Origin of the sequence: Micromonospora chaiyaphumensis, assembly GCF_900091435.1 — a bacterium.
Classification (GTDB): Bacteria; Actinomycetota; Actinomycetes; order Mycobacteriales; family Micromonosporaceae; genus Micromonospora; species Micromonospora chaiyaphumensis.
Window position 1 is genome coordinate 46,829 of record NZ_FMCS01000013.1, and the last position, 23,547, is coordinate 70,375.

General features: G+C 71.6%; 21 protein-coding genes and 1 pseudogene. 14 read left to right on the forward strand and 8 right to left on the reverse strand.

Annotated features, from left to right (window positions below):
- Positions 1-10 precede the first annotated feature (10 nt).
- Both GA0070214_RS27890 and GA0070214_RS27895 read left to right on the forward strand, forming a co-directional pair.
- Positions 11-796 carry a Clp protease N-terminal domain-containing protein gene (locus GA0070214_RS27890; RefSeq protein WP_139141919.1) on the forward strand — a complete coding sequence of 262 codons (786 nt, stop codon included), beginning with the start codon at positions 11-13 and terminating at the stop codon, positions 794-796.
- A gap of 54 nt (positions 797-850) precedes the next feature.
- On the forward strand, positions 851-1,234 hold the full coding sequence (locus tag GA0070214_RS27895; protein ID WP_091269496.1) for a GIY-YIG nuclease family protein: 384 nt from the start codon (positions 851-853) through the stop codon (positions 1,232-1,234).
- A gap of 299 nt (positions 1,235-1,533) precedes the next feature.
- On the opposite strand, the gene GA0070214_RS27900 is transcribed toward GA0070214_RS27895, so the two are convergent.
- The gene (locus GA0070214_RS27900) at positions 1,534-2,238 is read right to left on the reverse strand and encodes a VOC family protein (protein ID WP_091269497.1); all 705 of its coding nucleotides are present in this window, start codon (positions 2,236-2,238) and stop codon (positions 1,534-1,536) included.
- 188 nt (positions 2,239-2,426) lie between these two features.
- Between GA0070214_RS27900 and GA0070214_RS27905 the strand changes: the two genes are divergently transcribed.
- The 5 genes and pseudogenes from GA0070214_RS27905 to GA0070214_RS27925 all read left to right on the forward strand — a co-directional run bounded on the left by GA0070214_RS27905 (position 2,427) and on the right by GA0070214_RS27925 (position 7,555).
- Entirely contained in the window at positions 2,427-2,855 is a 429-nt protein-coding gene (locus GA0070214_RS27905; protein WP_091269498.1) for a hypothetical protein, read from the forward strand.
- Complete coding sequence (locus GA0070214_RS27910) at positions 2,849-3,076, forward strand: helix-turn-helix transcriptional regulator (RefSeq protein WP_091269499.1); 228 nt, start codon at positions 2,849-2,851, stop codon at positions 3,074-3,076. Before GA0070214_RS27905 ends, GA0070214_RS27910 begins: the two co-directional genes overlap by 7 nt.
- A pseudogene (locus GA0070214_RS27915) lies at positions 3,073-4,049 on the forward strand (NAD(P)-dependent alcohol dehydrogenase). The gene GA0070214_RS27910 and the pseudogene GA0070214_RS27915 overlap by 4 nt, the downstream one beginning before the upstream one ends.
- Before the next feature lie 447 nt (positions 4,050-4,496).
- Positions 4,497-6,818 carry an acylase gene (locus tag GA0070214_RS27920; RefSeq protein ID WP_244167885.1) on the forward strand — a complete coding sequence of 774 codons (2,322 nt, stop codon included), beginning with the start codon at positions 4,497-4,499 and terminating at the stop codon, positions 6,816-6,818.
- A gap of 188 nt (positions 6,819-7,006) precedes the next feature.
- Positions 7,007-7,555, forward strand: coding sequence for a TFIIB-type zinc ribbon-containing protein (locus GA0070214_RS27925; RefSeq protein WP_091269501.1), 549 nt, complete (start codon positions 7,007-7,009; stop codon positions 7,553-7,555).
- Between the two features lie 447 nt (positions 7,556-8,002).
- Here the strand turns inward: GA0070214_RS27925 and GA0070214_RS27930 are convergent, their stop codons facing one another.
- A complete protein-coding gene (locus GA0070214_RS27930; RefSeq protein ID WP_091269620.1) occupies positions 8,003-8,335 on the reverse strand; it encodes a YciI family protein in 333 nt (110 codons plus the stop codon).
- Between the two features lie 204 nt (positions 8,336-8,539).
- Here GA0070214_RS27930 and GA0070214_RS27935 point away from each other — a divergent pair, with 204 nt between their 5' ends.
- Positions 8,540-9,100: a hypothetical protein gene (locus tag GA0070214_RS27935; RefSeq protein ID WP_091269502.1), complete on the forward strand. Its 561-nt coding sequence runs from the start codon at positions 8,540-8,542 to the stop codon at positions 9,098-9,100.
- A 185-nt stretch (positions 9,101-9,285) separates the two neighbouring features.
- On the forward strand, positions 9,286-10,149 hold the full coding sequence (locus GA0070214_RS27940) for an aldo/keto reductase family oxidoreductase (protein ID WP_091269503.1): 864 nt from the start codon (positions 9,286-9,288) through the stop codon (positions 10,147-10,149).
- Between the two features lie 43 nt (positions 10,150-10,192).
- Here the strand turns inward: GA0070214_RS27940 and GA0070214_RS27945 are convergent, their stop codons facing one another.
- From GA0070214_RS27945 to GA0070214_RS27955, 3 genes are all read right to left on the reverse strand, one after another.
- Positions 10,193-11,119 carry an NAD-dependent epimerase/dehydratase family protein gene (locus GA0070214_RS27945; protein WP_091269504.1) on the reverse strand — a complete coding sequence of 309 codons (927 nt, stop codon included), beginning with the start codon at positions 11,117-11,119 and terminating at the stop codon, positions 10,193-10,195.
- A gap of 146 nt (positions 11,120-11,265) precedes the next feature.
- Positions 11,266-11,625 (reverse strand): VOC family protein, encoded by a 360-nt coding sequence (locus GA0070214_RS32005; protein ID WP_167364346.1) that lies wholly within the window; start codon positions 11,623-11,625, stop codon positions 11,266-11,268.
- 209 nt (positions 11,626-11,834) lie between these two features.
- Positions 11,835-12,422, reverse strand: a complete 588-nt coding sequence (locus tag GA0070214_RS27955; protein WP_091269506.1) for a VanZ family protein — start codon at positions 12,420-12,422, stop codon at positions 11,835-11,837.
- 350 nt (positions 12,423-12,772) lie between these two features.
- Between GA0070214_RS27955 and GA0070214_RS27960 the strand changes: the two genes are divergently transcribed.
- Entirely contained in the window at positions 12,773-13,426 is a 654-nt protein-coding gene (locus GA0070214_RS27960; RefSeq protein ID WP_091269507.1) for an 8-oxoguanine DNA glycosylase OGG fold protein, read from the forward strand.
- A gap of 121 nt (positions 13,427-13,547) precedes the next feature.
- Positions 13,548-14,870, forward strand: coding sequence for an AAA domain-containing protein (locus GA0070214_RS27965; RefSeq protein WP_244167886.1), 1,323 nt, complete (start codon positions 13,548-13,550; stop codon positions 14,868-14,870).
- 339 nt (positions 14,871-15,209) lie between these two features.
- Here GA0070214_RS27965 and GA0070214_RS27970 read toward each other — a convergent pair whose 3' ends face one another.
- Together GA0070214_RS27970 and GA0070214_RS27975 are read right to left on the reverse strand one after the other, a co-directional pair.
- Positions 15,210-15,977, reverse strand: a complete 768-nt coding sequence (locus tag GA0070214_RS27970; protein ID WP_244167887.1) for a hypothetical protein — start codon at positions 15,975-15,977, stop codon at positions 15,210-15,212.
- Between the two features lie 35 nt (positions 15,978-16,012).
- Positions 16,013-17,470, reverse strand: coding sequence for an NYN domain-containing protein (locus tag GA0070214_RS27975; protein WP_091269508.1), 1,458 nt, complete (start codon positions 17,468-17,470; stop codon positions 16,013-16,015).
- Between the two features lie 274 nt (positions 17,471-17,744).
- Here GA0070214_RS27975 and GA0070214_RS27980 point away from each other — a divergent pair, with 274 nt between their 5' ends.
- Both GA0070214_RS27980 and GA0070214_RS27985 read left to right on the forward strand, forming a co-directional pair.
- The gene (locus tag GA0070214_RS27980) at positions 17,745-19,346 is read left to right on the forward strand and encodes a nuclease-related domain-containing DEAD/DEAH box helicase (RefSeq protein WP_091269509.1); all 1,602 of its coding nucleotides are present in this window, start codon (positions 17,745-17,747) and stop codon (positions 19,344-19,346) included.
- On the forward strand, positions 19,343-21,733 hold the full coding sequence (locus tag GA0070214_RS27985) for a pentapeptide repeat-containing protein (RefSeq protein WP_091269510.1): 2,391 nt from the start codon (positions 19,343-19,345) through the stop codon (positions 21,731-21,733). Before GA0070214_RS27980 ends, GA0070214_RS27985 begins: the two co-directional genes overlap by 4 nt.
- A 32-nt stretch (positions 21,734-21,765) precedes the next feature.
- On the opposite strand, the gene GA0070214_RS27990 is transcribed toward GA0070214_RS27985, so the two are convergent.
- On the reverse strand, positions 21,766-22,530 hold the full coding sequence (locus GA0070214_RS27990; RefSeq protein WP_091269511.1) for an SDR family oxidoreductase: 765 nt from the start codon (positions 22,528-22,530) through the stop codon (positions 21,766-21,768).
- A 99-nt stretch (positions 22,531-22,629) separates the two neighbouring features.
- Between GA0070214_RS27990 and GA0070214_RS27995 the strand changes: the two genes are divergently transcribed.
- Positions 22,630-23,484 carry a helix-turn-helix transcriptional regulator gene (locus GA0070214_RS27995; protein ID WP_091269512.1) on the forward strand — a complete coding sequence of 285 codons (855 nt, stop codon included), beginning with the start codon at positions 22,630-22,632 and terminating at the stop codon, positions 23,482-23,484.
- Positions 23,485-23,547: the final 63 nt, after the last annotated feature.

Genomic DNA, 23,547 nt, shown 5'->3' on the forward strand with positions numbered 1-23,547 from the left:
GCTGCTCAGCGTGCCCGACGCTGCGGCCGTCCGGGTCCTGACCTTGGTGGCGGGCAGCCCGGCCGGGCCGGGCACCACGCTGTACGAGGAGGTGCGCCGCGCGGCCCGCCGGCTGCCGGTCACCCCGCGCAGCACTGCGGCCGATGAGCTGGCCTTCCTCCGGATGGTGCAGCCCCACCGAGCTCCCGGAGCCGCAGAGCCGTTGCGGCTGGCCCTCATCCGGCTCGTCACCGGGGTAGCCCTGCGCCGGCCGTACCGCCGGCACGGCGCCCGGTACGGCCATCCGATGCTCCTGCTCGTCGAGCAGCGGGCGAGACAGCTGGCGGTACGGGCCGGCCATGACGTGGTGACCGGCGCGCACGTCCTGGTAGCGGTGCTGGCCATGCACGACGAGCTGGTGCGCGACGGGCGCCCGGTCCGGCCGGACGTCCACCGGTGGAATCAGGCCGGCGAGATCCTCGCCCAGCATGGCGCCACAGCCTCGGCCGCCGTACGCGCTCTGGCCGGCCTGCCGCCAGCCGATGACGAGCGGCGGCTCGACGGCCTGCCCGACAAGGGCTGGCACCAGCCCAAGGCGCTGTTCGCCGCGCCCGCCCATGGCCGCACTGAGCTTGGCGCGCTGCGCGGCGCCAGCCTCGCCGCCTTCCGGCGCGGCGACCCGTACGCCGGCACCACCCACCTGCTCGTCGAGCTGCTGGCCGACCCCGCCGGCCCGGCAACCCGGCTGCTGCGTCTCCTCGACGTCGACCCGTCGACTGTCCGTGCCGACGCCCAGGGCTGCCTGACCGGGGATTGACACTCCGGATCATGTGGGATCGCGGGGGAGCGCTGACGCCGGTACCGTCCGGGGATGCTCGACGCCGAAGATCTCCTGGCCGGCTTCACGCCTCCCCAGCCGTACACGACGGAAGCCGCCGCCGACGCTCCCACCTCGCCCGGCGTGCACGTGGTCCTCGACCGCGGCACGGTGGTCTACGTCGGCTGGACCGGGAACCTGCGTAACCGCCTTCGGCAGCACCTGACCGGCAACCGGGAGTCGTCGGTGCTGCACGAGCAGGTCGGACAGCTCCTTGACACCCCAACCGAAGCGGCGGCCAGGCAGGACGTCGCCGACTGGCTGGGTCGGTGCGAGGTCCGCTGGCAGGAGACCGACAACCCAGAGGCCACGAAGCGAGCCCTCGTGCTGGCCCTCAACCCTCGCTTCAACCGCCAGGTGCCGAACCCCCGCCGATGAAGCAGGCCAGCAGGCTTACCGCTGAGAACCAGTGCCAGCCCCTGGCCCCAGCAACGAGCGCCGGCCCGAGCGAGACTTGCAAAGGCGCCGAGGATATCCCCGGCCCTTCGCAGCGATGGCAATAGCCGCGCCCTAGCCGACGGCGTCACCCTGACCCGGATCGAGCGGGGCGGCGAGCCGACGCGCGCCGACCAGGTCAACACCACCCGGGTCCATGGGTGGTCAACGTGCTCACCATCGACCCGAGCAAGGCCCGCAGAGTGGATGTTCCGGCAGGAAGGGCGACGGGGGAGCTCCGGTCAGTTCCTTCGTACGCAGAACTCGTTGCCGTCCGGATCGGCCAGCACGACGGTGCCGTCGTCACCGACCTCGAGCCGCGTGGCCCCGAGAGACAGCAGCCGGTCGACCTCCGCCTGCTGGTCGCCACCGGCCGGGGCGAGGTCGAAACGCTGCCGGTTCCGCCCCTGCTTCGGGGCCACGGGCGGGCCGCCCCACGCGACCTTCGTGCCGGCGTGCGGTGACTGGATCGCAGTCTCCTCGTCCTGGTCCCACACCAGCGGCCAGCCCAGCGCCTCGCTCCAGAAGAGGCCGACGTCCCGGGTGCCGTCGCAGCTGAGCTCCCCGAGGAAGCCGCACCCGGCGAGGTAGTTGTTGCCCGGCTCGATCACGTCGAACTCGTAGCCCTCGGGGTCGGCCAGGACGACATGCCCCTCCTCGGGGCGCTGCCCGACGTCGAGGTGACTTCCGCCGAGCCTCAGCGCCGTCGCCACCGTCTGCTGCTGGTCGTCAAGGCTGGCGCTGGTCAGGTGGAGGTGCATGCGGTTCGGCCGCACCATCTCTGCGGTGCTGCGGGCGAACCGGAGACTGAGCTGGGCTTCGTGTCCCGGCAGGAGCAGACCACCGGCGTCCTCGACAACCTCCCGGCCGAGCATGCCGGCCCAGAACTGCGCCACACGGTCCGGGTCGTGGGCATCGAACGTCACCGAGAGAAGTCGCGAGCTCATCGCCCCACGCTAGGCGCGGGCCGGCAGGGCGACAAAGCCATTTTGACCGGCACCAAACCTCGGCCGGCGCGCCCGTGCCGGGCCTGTCACCGGCTCCCGCCTCCCACGCGATGTAAAAGTTTCTAGACACCGTGTCAAAGACGCCTTACTCTAGGCGTGTCAAGGATTCTTTACATGAGGAGTCGATCATGACGCATGAGGAGAAACGCGCCTGGATCATGCTGGTGGTCAGCGTCGTCGGGTACGCGGTCTACGCGGCGGTCGTCCTGAGCCGCGTCGACGGTGCGCCCCTCTCCGCGACCCCATACGCCGGCATTCTCCTGTGGACGGTCGGCGGCGCCATCGTCGCGAACATCGTGGCCGAAACCGCGATGGGCGTGGTGAACCCGCGGGCGTCCCGCGTCAAGGACGATCGCGACCGGCAGATCGGGCGGCTCGGCGACCATGTTGGCCAGGCGTTCGTGGTCATCGGCGCGGTGTCGGCGATGCTCATGGCGTTGGCCGAGTGGGACTGGTTCTGGATCGCCAACGTCATCTACCTGTGCTTCGTCCTGTCGGCGGCGGTCGGCTCCCTGACGAAGGTGATCGTCTACCGCACGGGTGTCCCGCAGTGGTGAAGCCGACCCACGTCACGAACAACATCCGCGCACTGCGCTTCGCACATGACGAGATGACCCAGGCCGAACTCGCCGAGCGGATCGGCGTGACCCGGCAGACCGTCATCGCCATCGAGCAGGGCCGCTACTCGCCCTCGCTGGAGATGGCGTTCCGGATCGCCCGCGTGTTCGGCGTACGACTCGACGACGTGTTCCAGTATCCCGAGGAGGCGGCACCATGAAGGCCATCGTCCAGGACACCTACGGCCCGGCGGACGTGCTCCAGCTCCGCGACATCGATCGGCCGGCCATCGGCGACGACGATGTCCTCGTCCAGGTCCGCGCGGCCGGGGTCGACCCCGGAGTCTGGATCTTCATGGCCGGCCGCCCCTACCTGGCGCGGCTGGCGAGCGGGTTGCGCCGGCCCCGGGTGCCGGTGCGCGGCCGGGACCTGGCCGGGGTGGTGGCCGCGGTCGGCGCCCGGGTGACCCGGTTCCGGCCGGGCGACGAGGTGTACGGCACCTGCCTGCGCGGCTCGTACGCCGAGTTCGCGAGCGCACCGCAGCGGCGACTGGCCCGCAAGCCGGCCAACGTGTCGTTCACGCAGGCCGCCGCGGTGCCGGTCTCCGGGATGACGGCGCTGCGCGCCGTACGCGACAGCGGCGAGGTGCGCCCGGGGCACCGGGTGCTGGTGATCGGCGCATCGGGCGGTGTCGGGTCCCTGGCCGTGCAGATCGCCAAGGCGTACGGGGCGACGGTGACCGCAGTCTGCGCCCCGGCCAAGGCCGATTTCGTCCGCTCCCTCGGCGCCGAGGACGTCCTCGACTACACGAGCGCGGAGGTCGACCGCGACGGTCCGGTGTACGACGTGGTCATCGACACCGGCGGTGACCGGCCGTTGTCACTGCTGCGCCGTGCGCTCACCCCGCACGGGACGCTGGCGCTGGTCGGCGGCGCGTACGCCAAGGGCCCGATGCTCAGCGGTTACGACCGGCAGATGTTCCGCGCGCCGCTGCTGTCCCTGTTCGTCAGCCAACGGCTCCGCAGCGTGAGCGCCGTGGAGCGGGCCGAGGACCTGGGCGAGCTACGAGGTCTCGTCGAGTCCGGCGCGCTCACCTGGCGGTCGACCGCACCTACCCCCTTGCCGAGGCATCGGACGCGATCCGGCACCTCCGGGACGGGCACCCGGCAGGAAAGATCGTCCTCACCATCTGAACTGCTGGTCATCGCGGCGCACCAGCCTCGCCGCCGTCCAGCGCGGCGACCCGTACGCCGGCACCACCCACCTGCTCGTCGAGCTGCTGGCCGACCCCGCCGGCCCGGCAGTCCGGCTGCTGCGGTGTCGGCGGGGCTCGTGCTCGCTGCCCTGGCGCTGGCCGCCTGGGGGTCGCCGCCTCCGGCGCCCGGCACCGGGCCCACCGCCATCGCGGACTTCCCAGACGTCGACAAGCCGGCCCCGGAGCAGCAGTCGACTCCACCCAACCGACCACCAGGCACGGAACGCGCCGGTGGGCCGAGACGGCCCTGCATCGTCAGCGATGATCGACAGGTGACTTGAGCAACTTTCACTACTAGCGTCGGTCGGATCTGGACAGTCACTACTCGGGGAGGACGTCCAATGCTCCGCCCACACCACCACCAGAGCGCCCGATGAGGGCGCGTTTGTTCACGGCAGCAGCCGCCACCATCGGGCTGGTCGCCGCCGGCCTCACCATCAACGGCGGCACCGCCTCCGCCCACGGCAACGGCTACTCCGCCCTGATCCAGCGCGCCTCCTACGGCGTACCGCACATCACCGCACAGAACTTCGCCAGCCTCGGCTACGGCGTCGGCTACGCCCAGGCCGAGGACAACATCTGCCTGATCGCCGAGCAGATGGTCACCGTCCGCGCCGAGCGGTCCCGCCGGTTCGGTGCGACCACCAGCAACGTCACCAGCGACCTGTTCCAGCAGAAGGCCATCGACGCCCGCGCAGCCGACCACTGGCTCACCGGCCCGCGCGACGGCATCCACGCACCCTCCAACGAGGTACGCGACCAGATCCGCGGCTTCGTCGCCGGCTACAACGCCTACCTCCGCGACGCCAAGAACAAGATCACCGACCCGGCCTGCAAAGGGAAGGACTGGGTACGCCCGATCACCGAGCTGGACATGTGGCGGGCGAACTGGACGCGCATGATCCGGGCCAGCTCCGGCGCGCTCGCCGACGGCATCGTCGCCGCCGCGCCGCCCGGCGCCGGCGGAACCGCGAGCGCCCCGCAGGCCGAAGCCGTCGTCGCCGCCCGCGACGGCGCGCCGGCCGGGGTGGGCAGCAACGCGTACGGCCTGGGCCGCGACGCCACCGCCAGCGGCGCCGGCATCCTGCTCGCGAACCCGCACTTCCCGTGGGACGGCGGCGAGCGCTTCTACCGGATGCACCTCAAGGTGCCCGGCCGATACGACGTGGAGGGCGCGGCCCTGGTCGGCGACCCGATCGTCGAGATCGGCCACAACGGCCGGATCGCCTGGTCGCACACCGTCTCCACCGCCCGCCGCTTCGTCTGGCACCGGCTCACGCTGGTGCCCGGCGACCCGACCAGCTACCTCTACGACGGCCAGCCCCGGAAGATGACCTCCCGCACCGTCACCGTCCAGACGCCGGGCGGCCCGGTCACCCGTACCTTCTACGACACCCACTTCGGCCCGGTCGTCGTGGTGCCGGGCACCTTCGACTGGACGGCGCAGGCCGCGTACGCGATCACCGACGTCAACGCCGCCAACAACCGCGCACTCGACGGCTGGCTCGCCATGGGCCGGGCGAAGTCGGTGGGTGAGCTGCGGGCGGTGCTGGACCGGCGGCAGTTCCTGCCCTGGGTCAACGTCATCGCCGCCGACCGCGACGGCAATGCCCTCTACGCCGACCACTCCGTCGTGCCCCGGGTCACCGGATCCCTCGCGGCCGCCTGCATCCCGGCCCCCTTCCAAGCCCTGTACACGAGCAGTGGCCAGGCCGTCCTCGACGGCTCCCGCTCCGCCTGCGAGCTGGGCCGCGACCCGGACGCCGCGGTGCCCGGCATCCTCGGCCCGGGCAACCTGCCCGCGCTGGTCCGCGCCGACTACGTGACCAACTCCAACGACAGCTACTGGCTGGCCAACCCGGCCCACCCGATGGAGGGGTATCCGCGCATCATCGGCGACGAGCGGACGCCGCGTAGCCTGCGGACCCGGCTCGGCGTGCACCAGGTGCAGCAGCGGATCGCCGGGACCGACGGGCTCCCCGGCAAGGGCTTCACCACCGGCAAGCTGTGGGACGTGACGTTCGGCGACCGGGCGTACGGCGGTGAACTGGTCCGCGACGACCTGGTCCGGATCTGCGAGGCGCAGCCGACGGCCACCGCCTCCGACGGCACCACCGTCGACCTGACCGCGGCCTGCGCCGCCCTGCGCGGCTGGGACCTGAAGGTCAACCTCGACAGCCGGGGTGCGCACCTGTTCACCGAGTTCGCCCTGGCCGGCGGCCTGCGCTTCGCCGACCCGTTCGACCCGGCCGCCCCGCTCACCACGCCGAGCCGGCTCGCCGTCGACGACCCGAGGGTACGCACCGCCCTCGCCAACGCGGTCCGCAAGCTGAACGGCATCCCGCTCGACGCGCGCCTCGGCGACATCCAGACCGAGCCGCGCGGCGCCGCGCGCATCCCGATCCACGGCGGCCGCGCGGAAGCCGGCGTCTTCAACATGATCATCGGGGTGCTGCAGCCCGGCGTCGGCTACGCGAAGGTGCAGCACGGCTCGTCGTTCGTGATGGCCGTCGAGCTGGGCCGCAACGGGCCGTCGGGCCGGCAGATCCTGACCTACTCACAGTCGGCCAACCCGAACTCGCCCTGGTACGCCGACCAGACCCGGCTGTACTCGGACAAGGGCTGGGACACCATCAAGTACACCGAGAAGCAGCTGCGCACCGACCCGAACCTGGTCACGTACCGGGTGGGGGAGCGGCGTCACTGACCGCCCCGGCGGAGACTCCGAGCCCCGGCGGCCGGCCAACCGGCCGGCCGCCGGGCCGATTCTGAACCCGCTGTGCAGGGCGAGGATCGAAGCCCTGGACAAGAGGTTGTCGCTCAGCGGCTGGCCTTCGCCATCAGTTCCGCCGTGCTCGTGCGCGACGGCAGCCGCACCGGCGTAGGGTCGGCAGCGTGGTAGGGGCGGAGCGTCGATACCGCTACGTCGGCCCGGCGGACGTGCAGGCGTCCGTCGCCGGCGCGCCCGAGGGCTGGCCCGTCCGATCGCCGGGCGATCTCGACACCTACCTGGCGGCCGCGGATCCGCGCGACCGTGACGAGCCGTTCACCTACGTCGTCGACACCGCCGGTACGTTACGGCTCGCGCCGAGACGCAGCGAGCACGTCGCCTGCGCCGGCGGCGGGGAGGTCCTCGGTGCCGGGGAGATCGGCTTCGCCGGTGAGCGGGGCGGCTGGGTAGTCACCGAGGTCAGCAACCACTCCACCGGGTACTGCCCCGATCCCACCTCGTGGACGGCGGTGGCGGGCGCCCTCGACCGCGCGGACATCGACCGCCCGGACGGCTTCACCGTGGCCGTCGTCTTCCGGCGCTGCCTCGACTGCGGCGAGCGCAACCTGATCCGGGACGACGACTACGTCTGCGCGCTCTGCGGTGCCGAGCTGCCGGAGGATGTGGAACCCCGGCTGGCGGCACAGCCGTCGACCGACCAGCGTCCCCGGTGACGACCGAACTGGCTGATCGTCACCTCCGCCAGGCCTGCGCCATGCGCTCGGTCAGCAAAGTCCGCCCGTCTTGCCGGCGACCGCCGCGTGCGGGACGTGCCCATCCGGCGTAAGAACCCCTGAGGGTCCCTAAGAAACACTAGGGAGTCGGAACGCGTCGATCTTGCCGACGGGTTCCTGTCAGGTTGGGTTTTCGCAGCTCAGACAGCTGACAGGGCAGACCGGCAAGGCGCGTTTGGGGCCTCGAATCGCCGACGCTCCCAACCGAGGCCCCAATGCCGCACCCAGCCGAGCCCTCACACGCGCCGACACCCTGCGCTGATGCCCAACCCTCAGCGGCCGGTCCAGGTGGGCACCTGGACCAGGTGCCCTCGCGGTCGCACAGGCAGGCCGAGCGCACGGCCTACCCAGGCCCGGCCGGCGGTCGCGGCCACCACCACCTCGGCCTTACGGTGCCTCCCGCAACGGCCAAACCTCGACGACTCCCTGCGCGACCGCGCACGGCGTCCTCGACGCGATCTGGGTGGCTTCCTCCAGCGTCTCCGCCTCGATGATCGCGAATCCGGCCACCGGCAGATCGGAGGACAGGAACGAGCCGCTCTGCACGGTCATGCCGGCGCCGTTGAGGTTCCGTACCTGTACGGGGGAGTCAGCAATGCCCATCACGGTGCCGGCCTCGCGCAGGCGCATGTCATGGGCGTGCGCCTCGTCGAGTACCGCAGCGTCGGTGCTGTCGTAGCCCTTCTGGTCCCCGTATCCGATCGTCACGAATCTCGCCACCACAGGCTCCCTTCTGGTTGCCACGGAAATCGTCCCTCTTTCAGTGCCCATCGTGGCCACGGCGAACCAGAACCGCCGCCTCGCCCGCCACCACCACACCTGAAATCCCTTACCTACCAGGCCCTTAGATCCACAGACCTGTGATGGGGCGGCGGGCGAACGATCGTGGCGCGTACGGTGTGGGCCGACTCGAAGGAGACTCGGATGGCCGTCCGACCGCGGCGCAAGCCCAACAAGGTGCGCTTCTTCGCCATGTTCGCCGGGCTGATCGTCGTCGGCCTCGGCCTGGTCTACGGGCTTCACTTTGTGGCGAACCCGTGGGCCCTGGCGCTGCCGGGCAGGCCGGCGCTGACCGGCTACTGGCAGGGCGTGGTGCCGTACGGCCCCGGCGACGACCGGCGGATCGTGCTGCACCTGACCGACGACGAGCCCAGCGCGACCGACCGATGCGGCGACTGCCCCGATCTTCAGGGCGGCATCAAGGTCTGCCAAGCGGAGCGGGCCGAGACCTACGAGATCTGGGGGGACACGCTCAACTACCGCGGCACCCGCTTCTCGCTGCACACCCGCTCGCACGACGAGGGGCCGGGCCTGCGCCTGAACGAACTCGACGGCGACTGGGACGGCGACCTGCTCCGGATCCGGACGTCGTTCACCACGCTCGCCGCTGATGGCACGGTCGCCGCCGGATCCGGTTCACCGACGGCTTCGTTCGACATGACCCGGGCCGACGAGGCCGATTTCGACGACCCTTCGTGCCGGTGAGGGCGAGTCCACAGCGCCTCTTGCTCCTGTGAGCTGGTCCGTCCGCAAACCGGACGCAACGCATGGCGGGGCGGGCGGCGGCTGCCAACCGTCCGCGCGCGACCGGGGCGCTCCCCGGCCCCCGAGGGTTTGCTGGCTCCGTCGGCGGGAAGCTTGCGGATTTGCGGCAACAGGGAGGGATTCCCATGACACCGACCAGCCCGCCCGGCGGCACGTTCCGGATGGGGGATCTGACGGTCACCCGAATGGGGTACGGCGCGATGCAGTTGGCCGGCCCACACGTCTTCGGTCCACCGGCCGACCGCGACGCCGCCGTCGCCGTGCTGCGCGAGGTCGTCGAGCTGAACATCAACCACATCGACACGTCCGACTACTACGGCCCGTACGTCACCAATGAGATCATCCGGGAGGCCCTGCACCCGTACCCCGACGACCTGCACATCGTCACCAAGGTCGGGGCGCTGCGCGACGCCGAGGGCAACTGGCCGCCGGCCCTAGCTCCGGAACAGCTCCGCCAGGCCGTACACGACAACCTGCGCCGCCTCGGCCTCGACGTGATCGACGTGGTCAACCTGCGCGTCGGCGGGTTCGACCGGCCCACGCCCGGCTCGATCGAGGAGCCGTTCACGGTCCTCGCTGAGCTGCAACAGCAGGGGCTGATCCGGCACCTCGGGCTCAGCACCGTCAATGCCGAGCAGGTCGCCGAGGCGCAGTCCATCGCGCCGGTGGTGTGCGTGCAGAACTTCTACAACATCGCCAACCGCGACGACGACCCGCTCGTCGACTCCCTCGCGGCGCAGGGCATCGCCTACGTGCCCTACTTCCCGCTCGGCGGCTTCACTCAGCTGCAGTCCGAGGAACTGAACGCCGTCGCGGCCCGCCTGGAGGCCACCCCACTGGCGGTGGCGCTGGCGTGGCTGCTGCACCGGTCCCCGAACATCCTGCTCATCCCCGGCACCGCCTCCGTCGCGCACCTGCGCGAGAACGTCGCCGCCGCCGCGCTGGCCCTCCCCGACGACGCCCTGACCGAACTGAACGTCATCGACTGACGGGCCACGTCAGGTGCGCCACCGCCTCAGCGACGGCACCGGCTCAGCGGGCTGCTCTCGCGATCAGCGGGATGCCTTCGCGGTAGGTCGGCACCGCCGGAGCCCAGCCCAGCTCGCGCTTGGCCTTGGCGTTGGAGACGCGCATCGAGGTGGTCATCATGGCGTGCGCGTACGGGATGGGCCGCAGCATCCAGCTCGGCACCCGCCACGGCCGGCGCGCCCCGAACGCGGCAGCGAGGGTGTCCAGGTAGTCGCCCCACCGCACCGGCTCGTCGTCGACGATGTTGTACGCCTGCCCGGCCCGCCCCTTCTCCAGCGCGGCCACGGTCGCCGCGGCGGCGTCCTCCAGGTAGATGAAGTTGGCGTAGCCGCCCCCGGAGGGCACCGGCAGCCGGCGCTTGCGCACCAGGTTGACGATCATGTCGGTCATGCGGTCCTGCCCGTAGAAGAACCCGTAGCGCAGCGCGACGCCCTCCATCTCGTCGGCGGCGAACACCTGCTCCTCGGTGGCGCGGATCGCCGCCACCGCTTCGCCGAGCTTGCCGCCCACCGGCTCGGCGAACGGGTCGTCCTCGCTGATCACGCGCGGGCCGTGATCCCGGTAGCCGTAGCCGAGCACGATCGACTGGGTGAGAAAGCGGTGGGCGCCGACCGCCCGGGCCGCCGCGAGCAGGTTGGCCGTTCCAGTGGTACGCAGGGCGTTCGTACCCTGGAGCGCCTCACCCATCTTCGTGGTGCCCAGCGCCGTCAACTCGTGGACGACCGCATCGGCCCGCACGTCCCGTACGGCGGCGAGCAGGTTCTCCCGATCCATCACGTCGGCCACCACGGCCTCGGCCCCGGCGTTACGCAGCCGCTCGGCGTTGCTCTGGCTGCGGCTGATCCCCACCACCTGATGGCCGGCGGCGATGAGCTGGCGGGTGAGCGGCCGACCGACGGCGCCGGAGGCGCCCGCGAGTAGAACTCTCATGGCTGGGCTTCCCTTCTGGAGGTGTCACCCGGGTAGACGAGCGACCGGCCACGCATGTGATGACCCGTCGGTGTGTCGTCCGCCTCGTCGCCCTGACGATCGAGGCCGGTGCCCGGCCAGATCGATGGGCGCAGTCGGGCGCACCCTCAGCCGGCCGTCCAGGTTTGCACCTCGACCAGGTTGCCCTCCGGGTCGCGCAGGTAGGCCGAACGCACGCCCCACCCGGGGCGGTCCGTGGCCTCGGCCACCACCAGCTCGGTCTGAAGGGCGGCGATGGTGGCGTCCACATCGGGTACGGGGATCACCACGAGCACTCCACCGTCACCGCGGCCCACCGGCAGCACCGCCTCCGCCGCGCGGCGGCCGAGGATCGCGAGGACCGTCTCGCCGTCCTGGTCGAAGCTGGCGTACTCGAAGTCCCGGACAACCGTTTCCGGCTCACCGAGCAGGTCGGTGTAAAAGCGCAGGGTGGCCGGAAAATTGTCGGCGACGACCCGGGCGTGCACACTCAGGCAGCCGACCCTAGTCCTGCGGTGCCGACGCAACTCGACGCCGTCGACTGGGGCCGACTTCAGCAGGGTGGATGAGCCGAGTGGCTCGATGGTGGCGGGACAGCCAGGTGCCGAGCCGCGGCGAATATGGGCAGCCAGGCGACGTCCGCACCTGCACCCCCTCGGCCATCGACCAGGGCCGCTGACCGGCGTGCTCAGGCGACTCAGGGTCCCACCGGAACCGGTCGAGGTCGATCCGACGGCGCTGTGGCCGTAGTGCGCCACCAGCGGCATGACGCCAGCGCGGCCAGCCCGGCGCCGGCGGTGTTGAGCAGTATGTCGTCCACGGAGGACACGCGGTCGAGCCGCAGGACGTACTGCGCGGCCTCGACCAGGAACGAGCAGCCGGCCGCGAGTGCGAGGATCCGCGGAACCGACGCCAGCGCCGCGAACCGCAGCGGGGCAAAGAACCCCAGCGCCGCGAACACCAGCAGGTTGCCGACGATCTGGACGGTCACCGTCAGCGGCCCGCCGGCGAGGATCGTGTGCAGGTCCCGCAGCGGTACCAGACTCACCCGACCACGGACGTCGCCGGCCCGGTCGCCCGGCAACATGATCATCCATACCCACGGCACCGTCCCGTAGACGATGCCGACCTCGGCCAGCGACATCCGCCACGCCGTCCTGGTGCCGGTGACCCTCCGGCGGCGCGCCAGAGCCCACACCGCCAGCGCGGCCAACGGCAGTGCGGCCACCGTGATGAGCACGACGCCGTTGAACGTACCGAGCAAGCCGTGCCAGCCCCGGATCATGCCACCTCCGCTTCCGTCGAAGGCCGAGGCGCGGACGGCAGTTCAGCCGTCACGACACATGGATGAGCCGCGTGGCGCGAACGGGCCCCTGACCATCGTCATCAACCTACCGGCAGGGGCCGAGCTACAGCTTCAGCGCTTCGCTGATCATGTGGCGGCGAATCTGCCCGACGGCCAAATCGGAAAACACGTCACCTTTCGGTGGGCGGGTAGCTGGTCGCCTGAACCGAGCTTGCCGGGAGGGTTGAACCGAGGCGCGACGTGATACCGCCACCTGCCGGGTCGGGGGCGGCCACCGCCCGGGCGCCGCCAATAGCGTCGGGGCATCCCCACACAGCGAGGAGGACGCCGTGAGCCAGCCGCCCAGCCCCGCGCTGCCCGGCGAGCCGAAGCCCGTCACCATGCACCCGGACAGGTGGCGCGAGGCGCTTCCACCGGACGCCTGGCCCGACGGGTTCCCCGAGGCCGGCGAGGTGTGGCGGCGCGACGTCTTCGCCGTCGCCGAAGCCTGGCGTGCTGGCGAGGCGACTCCACGGCAGTTGCTGAGCGCGGTGCTGATGTGGGGCTACGGCCCGATCGGCTACGGCCCGTGGCGCACGCTGCGGTCACTGGAGGGCGATCCCGACGGCAAGCGGCTGGCACACGCCCTCGACGGCCTGCGCGCGCCCGCGCCGGACGAGGACGCCCTGCGGGCCGCCTACCAGCGCCTGCGTGATCCGAAGGGGTCCCGGCTGCCTCGGCTTGGTCCCGGGCTGTTCACCAAGCTGCTCTACTTCGCCGGTTACCGGCGCGGCGCGGGAGGTCGGCAGCCGCTCATCCTCGACCGCGTCGTTCGGAGCCGGCTACCCGTCGAGGCCGGCGTGCGACGCGAGTCCGGCTGGCTGTCGGAGGAGTGGCTCGCCTACCTGGGCTGGGCGGCCGATCAGGCGCACCGCCGGGGTGTCGAGCCCGACGAGGTGGAGATGGCGCTGTTCCACGACCGCTGGGGCTTCACGCCCGGCTGACTCATGGGAAAGCGCCGCCGCCCGGCTTGCGACGGCCGGACGCCGGGTGGGGAGGGCCGCTGCTGACAGACCCGGCTCGTAAGGTGGCGGGGCGTGGCAGGTGGCTAGGGGAGGGGAATCCGTGCTCACGGAGCTGACAGCTCCGCCGGCCGTCGAGGCCGAGCGGGTCATCACCGCTGTGCTGGCCGACCTGCGCTCCGGTGACCACCGGGGCGTGGTGGTCGACTCGCCGCCCGGCGCCGGCAAGTCCACCCTCGTGGTCCGCGCCGCCGTCGAGCTGGCCACCGCCGGCGAGCCGCTGATGATCGTGGCGCAGACCAACGAGCAGGTCGACGACCTCATCGACCGGCTCGCCCGCAAGGCTCCCGAGCTGCCCATCGGCCGGCTCTCCGCCACCGACTACCAGCCCACCGATCGGGTGAAGGGCCACGACACGGTCCGGGTCGCCGCGAAGGTCGCCGACCTCGGTGGTGCGGCCGTCATCATCGGTACGGCCGCGAAGTGGGCCACTGTCGCCGAGGGGGTCTGGCCGTGGGCGATCGTCGACGAGGCGTACCAGATGCGGTCGGACGCCCTGCTGCGCGTGGCCGGGCGCTTCGAGCGGGCGCTGTTCGTGGGCGACCCGGGGCAGCTCGACCCGTTCTCCACCGTCGAGACCGCGCGGTGGACCGGGTTGACCTGGGATCCGATGCAGTCGGCGGTGGCGACCCTGCTGCGGCACAACCCGGAGCTACCGGTGCACCGGCTGCCGGTGTCGTGGCGGCTGCCGGCCACGGCCGCGCCGGTGGTGGCCGCCGCGTTCTACCCGTTCACCGGGTTCCGCTCCGGCACCGGGCCGGCCGATCGGGCGCTGACCCTCACGGAGCTCGGGCCGGGTGACCGCTACGACGCGACGGTCGAGGTGGCGGCCGCCGCTGGTTGGGCGCTGCACGAGCTGCCCGCCCGGCACACGCTGCGTACCGATTCCGAGGCCGCGGCCGCCTGTGCCGCCCTCGCCCTGCGGTTCCTCGACCGGAAACCGGTCGGGTTCGACGAGCAGGCGCCCGGCGGCACGGCGGTGACCGCGGACCGGATCGCCGTGGGTGCCGCGCACCGCGACCAGGTGGCGGCCATCCGGTCACATCTGGGCGCGGCTGGCGCCGGCATCACGGTCGACACGGCCAACCGGCTCCAGGGGCGGGAGTACGACGTGACGATCGTCCTGCACCCGCTCTCCGGCCGGCGGGACGCGACCGCCTTCCACCTGGAGTCGGGGCGGCTCTGCGTGCTGGCGTCCCGGCACCGGCACGCGTGCGTGGTGGTGGCGCGGGCGGGAATCGCCGACCTGCTGGACGCGCACCCGTCGACCGAACGGGTGCACCTGGACGTGCCGATGAAGTTCCCGGACGGCTGGGAGGCCAACCACACGATGCTCGCCCACCTCGCCATGCACGGGACCTCCTGACCGGGGATCGGCGGCTGGGAGGCGGTCAACCACGCGATGCTCGCCCACCTCGCCATGCGCGGGACCTCCTGACCCAGGGATCGGCGACTCGTGGCCGGATGCACCGCGACGACCGTCGAATCGCGGTCATCGATAGCTGATCGGAGTGCAGACACGAACGGGTGGCCGAGTTGACGCTCGCGGAGCGTGTCCGTAGCCTCTACTCATAGGGGAGATGGTGGCTGGCGATGATGAGCTGAGACGTAGTCATCGTTCAATCTGTCTCAATACCCGGCCCCAGCCTCCGTGCTGGGGCTTTCACTTTTCCGGGATCCCCGGGATCCCCCTAAAGAAGCGCGGTCAGAGCGTGCCCGGCTCGTGTCCCTGCACGTAGTGCCAGGCGCCGATCCCTCGCGGGTCGAACAGTGCCGCCGTCCGGCGCGGGTTCGCGAAGACGTCGGCATAGTCGAGATCGAGCCAGTAGGCGGCGCTCATCCCGTCGTCCAGGGCGGCGCGGAACTCCTCCGGCAGCGGCCGCCCGTTCGCCCGGATGACGGCTGAGATCACCCCCGTTCGGCCCGCCCCCAGGGCCGGCACGCCGGCGACCGGGCCGTTGCGCCCGTCCGAGCACCACAGCGTCCCCCGGATGCGCAGCGCGGGTCCCTCGCCGACGTTCTCCACCGGGACGAGGAACCGGTCCTTCGCGACGGCGAGGAACGCGTACGCGGGGGCGGGGGCGGAGGTCAGGGCGAAGCGCTCCTCGGCGGGCGGGTGCTGGGCGAGCATGCCACCGGAGTCCGGGAACGCCACCGACTGGTGGACCGGCAGCAGGAGCGGGTACCGGCTCAGCACCAGGGACCGGCGGGTTTCGGTGAGTTGCCGGTCGGTCCGGGACAGCGCCTGCCGGGAGAGGTAGATCGCGGCAAGCACGCCGATGGTGGAGGCGACGGCGGCGAACGAGCCGGCGACCGCGGCCGCCCGCTGGGCCTTCCACGTGAAGGCCACCACGACGGCGGTTCCGGCGGCGCAGACCGCCAGCGTGCCGACGAGCGCCAGGCCGTACCGGCCGGCGAGAGCCAGCCCGTACCCGCCGGCGCCGCGCAGCCAGGTCCACGTCCGGCGCGCCACACGAGCCGTAGGCGAAGGACGCGGCACGAGGGCTCCTAGGCGAACGACGAGCCGGCGTCGCCCCATCGCGTCTGGGGGATGGTGACCTTCTCGCTCCGCCAGGTGATGGCCCGGGACTGGGCCAGGACGCGCAGGACGCGGTGCCGGTCGCGCTGGTCGTACCCGAAGACCGGCTCGGCCCGCGTGCGGTCCTTCACCGCCATGAACTCGAGGATCTCGCTCTCCGGGATCGGGCTGGGGGCCCGGCCGGCGAAGGCGCGGTAGAGCTCGTGATAGGCGTCCTCGATGGGGCGGGCGAACGGCGAGTTCGTGGCCAGCGCGTGGCGGGCGCCGGAGACCGCGACCGCGTCCACGACGCCGGCCGCGCTCGCGTACTTCAGGACCCGGTTGACCAGGCCGGCGCTGAACTTCTCCGGCCCCTGCCCGACGCCGCTGGCGCCGAGCAGGCCGGGAAGGCGGCGGAACGGGATGGTCCGGCTCTGGGTGCGGAAGCACTCCATGGTCAGGCCGGCGTGCACCCGCCACAGCGGTTCCAGGTAGCCGAGCGCGAGGTCGTTCGCGGTCACCGCGTACGTGTCGTCGGCGCCCTTGCGGACGAGCTGCACGCCGGTCAGCGCGTCGAGCGCGCGCAGCAGCCCGGAGCCGTTGTCCGCCTGGAGGGGACCGGTGCGCAGCTCCGTGACCGTGAGGCCCTTGGGTCGTGCGGCCAGCCGCCGGACCACGTAGTCGATGGCCAGGACGTCGGCGAACCGGCCGGAGCCGACGTCGACGTAGGTGCGGGTGGCGTTGCGGGGCAGGAACTGGTCCTTGGCCCGTACCGCCGCGTCGGTGCGGACGACCTTGCGGCCGAGCGACTCGATGAGCGCCCAGTACTGGCTCTCGTCCTCGTTCTCCAGGATGCCCCAGCGGGCCAGGGTCGCGGTGCGGTCGGCCTGTTCCCTGCCGCCCAGGATGATGCCCTGCCGTTGGAGTTCGAGCAGGCCGAGCAGCGCCCGGGAGGTCACCGGCGGCGGCTTCTTCAGGGTGTAGATGTCGTCGATGCAGATCGAGTCCAGCCCGGGCAGGTTGAGGATGCCGCGGAACTGGGAGGAGAGCCGGTCCTTGTCGCCGTAGACGACCGTCACCCGGCAGCCGTCGCGCAGCAGGCGCCGGATCAGCGGGATGAAGTCCTGGTCGCCGGTGACCAGGATGAACTGGCCGCAGCCCTGGTGGAGGTAGTCCATGGCCAGCACGGTCAGGTGGATGTCGGCCTGTTCCTTGGTGCTGCCCACCACCTCGTCGTCGATGAGGTGGTCCCTCATCGCCGTCGAGATGCTGCCGTCGAACTTCGCCGCCGCCATGTGCTTGTACTGCAGGTGGCCGCCGCACCGGGTCGTCGCGTCGCTCCAGAGGGCGTCGACGATGCCGCGCTCCACCACGTGGCCGCGGCCGATGATGGCGCCGGCCAGGTTGTCCCAGTCGACGAGCAGGACACCTTTGTTCCCGACGGCCATCTGCGGCTCCTCCGTGAGCTCATCGAGGCGCGATTGATTTCCGAATTCTGCCCCCGTGTCCCCAGGCTGCTTCTTCATCCGTTCGGCCACGATGTTCATCACTTGTGCGAGGTCGTCAGGGGGCGTTCGGTTCGCTGTGCGTGACCTTCAGATGACCGATCGTCCATAGAAGACCGCAAGTCCGGCGGAGCGCGACAGGTCGCAAGCGAGCGGACAATGTGGATTCCTGCGGCGTCACCACAGCCGTCCAACGGCCCGTGTTGCGGAGGCGGACTTGGCGCGCTTCTACCCGAAGAACCTGCGGGCGAATGCCACCCGCGGGGAGCGGATCGTCTTCGACAAGCTCCGGTCGCTCAACGACTCGTGGTTCGTGCTGCACAGCCTCGCGTACTTCGACCCCGGCCGGCCGCGGTGGCGGATGGGCGAGGCGGACTTCGTCCTGCTCCACCCCGGGCGCGGCCTGCTGATCATGGAGGTCAAGGACGGTTCCTACCGGGTCGCGGGCCGGCAGTGGTTCGCCCAGCGCCGCAGCGGGGACGTGCCGCTGAACGTCGACCCGTTCGACCAGGCCGTCCGGAACAAGTACGCCCTCGCCGGGTGGCTGCGCAGTGCCGCCGGCATCCGGCACGTGCCGGCCGGGCACTGCGTCGTGTTCGCCGACGGCCGGCCCTCGGGCAACCTCGGTCCGCACGCGCCGGACACCATCGTCCTGACGGCCGCGGCCCTGGAGCACGCGCCGGTGGTCGTGGAACGCGTCATGGCCCACTGGGACCAGCACGGCTGGGCCAGCCAGGCGGACTTCGAGAAGGCCCTGGCGGAGCTCGCGCCGACCGCGGTGGTCGCCCGCACCCTCCGCTACGACGTCGATCTGGCCTCCGACGACCTCACCCGGCTGACCCAGCGCCAGATCCGCCTGACGAACCGCCAGCTCGAGGTGCTGGAGGGCACCTCCAGGAAGCGCGCCTCACTGGTCCTCGGCGCGGCCGGGACCGGCAAGACGGTGCTCGCCCAGGAGCGGGCGCGCGAGTTGGCCGCGCGCGGGCTGCGGGTCGCGGTGATCGGGCAGCAGCGCAACCTCCGCCTGGAGATCCGCCGCAGGCTACGGGTGGAGGGCGTCAGCTCCGGCGACCCGGAGGACGTGCTGTGCGACCTGTACGGGGCGGATCGCCTGCGCGAGTACGAGGGCGAGCAGCTGTGGGTCACCGTGCTGGCCCTGGCCGAGGCCTACGGCAAGCCGCTGGACTGCCTCATCGTCGACGAGGCGCAGAGCCACGACGAGGACCTCCTGGAGGCCCTGCGGGAACTCGTCCGCCCCGACGGCTCGGTGGTGCTGTTCGCCGACCCGTACCAGCGGGACTCGTCGGGAACCTGGCGCCCCCGCCCCGACGGCTCGTTCAACGAGTTCTGGCTGACCGAGAACTGCCGCAACGTCCTGCCGATCGCGAAGCTCGTCGCGCGGATCTCGGGAGCCCACACGCCCGTCACCGGCCCGGCCGGGCGGTCGCCGCGCCTCAGCGGCGGCGCCGCGGACCTCGCCTCGGCGTGTGCGGACGCCGCCCTGGAGATCCTGAAGGACCTGCCGGCCTCCCAACTGGTGCTGCTGACGTCGACGCCCGCGAACCAGGCCGCGATCCGCCGGACCCTCGCCGACCGGGGCGTGCGGACGACCAGCGGGTTCCGTGGCGACGAACTGGCGGTCTGCACGGTGCGGCAGTTCCACGGCTGCGAGGCGCCGGCCGTGGTCTACGCGGACGACGGCGAGGAGGACTGGACCACCAGCTACATCGCCGTCAGCCGCGCCTGCGCCTACCTGCACGTGGTGGGCCGGCGGGACCGGTGGGAGCCCTTTCGATTCCTGATGGAGGACGCGTCATGAGCCTGTACGACGAGGCGGTCACTTTCCTGGAGTCGGAGGGCTGGTCGGTTCCCGGGGAACTGCGGGGCGAGGTCGTCCGGGCCAGGCGCGCGGCGTACGCGGACAACAGCGAGCACATGACGGTGTGGTGCCCCGCCGCACCGGACGCCGAGGAACTGCATCGCCGCGAGGCGACCCTCCTGCAACGCTTCGCCGAGGAGGCACGCACCCCGGGCGCGAAGTTCCTGCTGGTGGAGTCCACCCAGGGCCTGTCGACGGACTTCCGGCGGCTCGCAAAGCACGAGTACAACGTGGACATCCGCGTCCCGATCCAGTTCTTCGACGCCCGCTTCAAGTGGGACGACACGTCGGTGTCGGCCCTGGCGGGAACGGCCGCCCAGCAACTGCGCCGCGACGGCGAGCTGGCGGCGCGCCGGCGTACCCCGCAGCCCTTCGAGGCGGTGGGCACCGGGGTGGTGGGCAGCGACCTGCTCACCGACCTGGCCCGCCGGTTCGACAGCCCGGGCGCCTGGGACCGCCCGATCGTGCTGGTCACGGCGCCGGCGGGCTTCGGCAAGAGCGTCCTGTTCGAGTCGCTGTTCGAGACGCTGTACACGAACTTCCAGAAGGCGAAGAAGCAACTGCGGCGGGCCTACCGGCCGCTGCCGCTGCTGCCGGACTACGCGGCGCTGGCGAGCGCTCCCGCGCTGGGCCCCATGGTCGACGCGCTCCTGCAGACCGAGGTCGCGCGGCCGGTCAAGCAGCCGACGTTCCAGTGGATGCTCACGCGGGGCTTCGCGAGCTGGCTGCTCGACGGGCTGGACGAGGTCATCGCCCAGGACCCCGGCTTCTTCGAGTACATCCACGAGATCGTCGCCCGGCCGGACAACCCGACGACCCCGCGCATCCTGCTCTGCGTCCGGGACTCGCTGCTGAGTTCCAACCAGGCGCTGCGGGACTTCCTGGCGGTGGCCCACGAGTACGTCGAGGAGTTCCGCCTGCTGCCCTGGCGACCCGAGTCGATCAGGACCTTCGCGCGCATCCGCCTGCAGGACAAGGACCAGGAACTCCTCTCGATCCTCGACGCGAAGCCGCAGCTCATGAAGCTCTGCGGCACCCCCTACTACGCGGAGCTGCTGGCCGAGCGCGTCGCCGAGGGCAAGACCGACGGGATACCGGACGACTACTCGGAGATGGACCTGGTCTACGACGCCGTCGACGCGATCATGGACCGCGAGTACAAGAAGGAGCAGTTGCAGGAGAACGTCGTCTCCCGGCACGACCTGCTCGACGTCATCAGCCACGTGGCCGTCGCCGAGCTGGAGAACGACAACCGCGGCGTACCGACCGACGAGATCGGCCAGCTGGCCGAGTTCGTGCTGCCCTCGGACCTGTCCGATCCCGAGCGCGAACGGTGCACCGACGCCATCTGCCGCCTGCCGGTCTTCCGCGCCGCCTCGGAGCGGCAGCGGGTGCGCTTCGCCCAGGACGTGATCTTCGAGCACCAGATCGGGATCCGCGCCGCCCAGTACTTCGCCGTCAACCCGGTGCGCTTCGCGCAACTGCTGGACTGCCGGCCCTTCCCGCCGGACTCCTTCGCCCTGCGGGTGCTCTGCGCCCGGATCCGGGAACTCGCCGCCGGCGAGGAACTGCTCACCCGGCTGGCCAGCGCGACCGCGACACCGACGGCCTTCCGCAACATCCTCCAGGTGCTCCTCGGGCTGCCCGACTGCGCCCGGCTGCTGATCCACGCGCCGCTGGAACGCCAGGACCTGTCCGGGCTCACCTTCTCCGGCCTGCCGCTGGCCGGGGTCAGCTTCCGCGGGGCGAACCTGGAGTCGACCCGCTTCAACAGCTGCGTCATGACCGGTTGCGACCTGTCCGACGCCACGCTGCACGGCACCCGCTTCGACGCCTGCCTGCCCACCCTGGCCGAGGCCGACTTCGGGCACCTCACCGGCTTCGTGTCCGTGGAGATCGACTCCCGCACCGCCATCGAGGACGTCGCCGACTTCGTGAAGCTGCTGGGCACGGACGGGCGTCGGGAGCATCCCTTCGTCGGCCCGTGCCCCACCGCTCTGCAACTGCGGTTCCTGTTCCTGAAGTTCGTCCGGCCGGACGGTCACTACCGTCGCGACTCGCTCGACGAGAAGGGCCTGCTGTCGGGGCGGCGCATCGTCGATCCGGCCTCCGTGCTCAACGGTGCGGTCCGGGCCGGCTTCCTCACCGCCATCCCGAAGCGCCGCCGCTACGAGCGCACCCACAGCCAGCTCTACGCCGACATGGTGGGGTTCGCCCAGAACCTGCGGGTGACCCCGGCCATCCGGTCGCTCCTGGAGGACACCTGCCGGGTGGAGGGCTGCTCGCACGTCGTCCAGGAGAACCTGACCTCGGCGACCTTCGACTGAGCGGCCGGCCGGCGGCCCCCGAACCGCACCGGCTACTTGCCGTGCGGGTCGGCGTCGTTGAGAGTCGCCACGACCTGGTCGTAGTCGCCGCGCGCCTCCCCGTACCGGAGGAACTTCACCCGCTCGACCTGGATCTCCTTCGCGTCCGGCTGCGCCTCGATCAGCCCGACGACCTCCGTGACGAACTCGTCGAGCGGCATGGCGAACTCGCTGGTCTCCTGCCCGGGCATCAGGGCGGTACGCACCGACGGCGGTTCCAGCTCCACGACCTTCACCGACGTGCCGGCGAGCTGGAGCCGGAGCGACTCGCTGAGCATGTGGATCGCGGCCTTCGACGCGTTGTAGCTCGGGGTGACCTTGAGCGGCGTGAACGCCAGGCCCGAGGAGACCGTCATGATCGTGGCGTCCGGCTGCGCCTGGAGGTGCTCGACGAACGCCGCGATGAGGCGGATCGGGCCGAGCAGGTTGGTCGTCACGGTGGCCTCCGCCGTCGCGAGGAACGACTCGGGCCGGCGCCAGTCCTCGACGCGCATGATCCCGGCCATGGTCACCAGGACGTTGAGGTCGGGGTGCCGCGCCAGCACGTCCTTCGCGGCCGCGGTGATGCTCGCGGGATCCGCGGTGTCGATCTCCACGGTGTCGATGCCGGGGTGCTCGGCGGCGATCGTGTCGAGCAGGTCGGTACGCCGGCCGCCCACGATGACCGTGTTGCCCTTCGCCCGCAGGGCGAGGGCGAGGGCGAGGCCGATCCCGCTCGTGGCGCCGGGGATGAAGACGGTGTTTCCGGAGATGTTCATGCACCGAGCCTGGCCCGCCCGCCGCGGCGGATGAAGAGACCGGTTGTCGGGGGATCGGCAATCCCTGGTTGGCCCGGGCGGCGGGCGGATACTGGGATCATGGACCGCGCAGCCCTGGCCGACTTCCTCCGCCACCGCCGCGAGGCGCTGCAGCCCGCGGACGTCGGACTGGCCACCGGCGCCCGGCGCCGCGCGCCCGGGCTGCGGCGCGAGGAGGTGGCCGCCCTGGCCACCATGTCGACCGACTACTACACCCGGCTGGAGCAGCAGCGCGGGCCGCAGCCGAGCCCGCAGCTGCTGGCGTCGCTCGCGCGGGCGCTGCGGCTGACCCGCGACGAGCGCGACTACCTGTTCCGGGTGGCGGGGCACAACGCCCCGGCGTCGGTGTCCACGGCCACGCACGTCGCCCCGGCGCTGCTGCGGGTCATGGACCGGCTGGCGGACACCCCGGCGCTGATCCTGTCCAACCTCGGCGAGGTCCTCGTGCAGAACCGGATGGCCGAGGCCCTGTTCGGGGACCGGTCGGGCCACACGGGGCTGGCCCGCAGCGAGATCTACCGGTGGTTCACCGACCCCACTGAGCGGTCCCGGTACCCGGAGGAGGACCGGGACCGGCAGAGCCGCGCCCAGGTCGCCAACCTGCGCGCCGCGTACGGGTCGATGGGCCCGCAGTCGCGGGCCGGCGAGCTGGTGCGGGCGCTGCAGAAGATCAGCCCCGAGTTCGCCGAGCTGTGGGAGCGGCACGAGGTCGCCCAGCGCTTCGCCGACCACAAGACGCTGATCCACCCCGAGCTCGGCCCGATCGAGCTGGACTGCCAGGTGCTGTTCACCGAGGACCAGTCCCAGGCCCTGCTCGTGCTCACCGCGCCGCCACGCAGCGAGGGGTACGAGAAGCTGCGGCTGCTCGCCGTGCTGGGCACCGAACGCTTCCCCGCCGACACGACACCCCGCTGAGCCCGCCGACACAAGCCGCCCACGTGAATCCGGCACAGGAGCGGTCATTCACGCCGCCGGGGA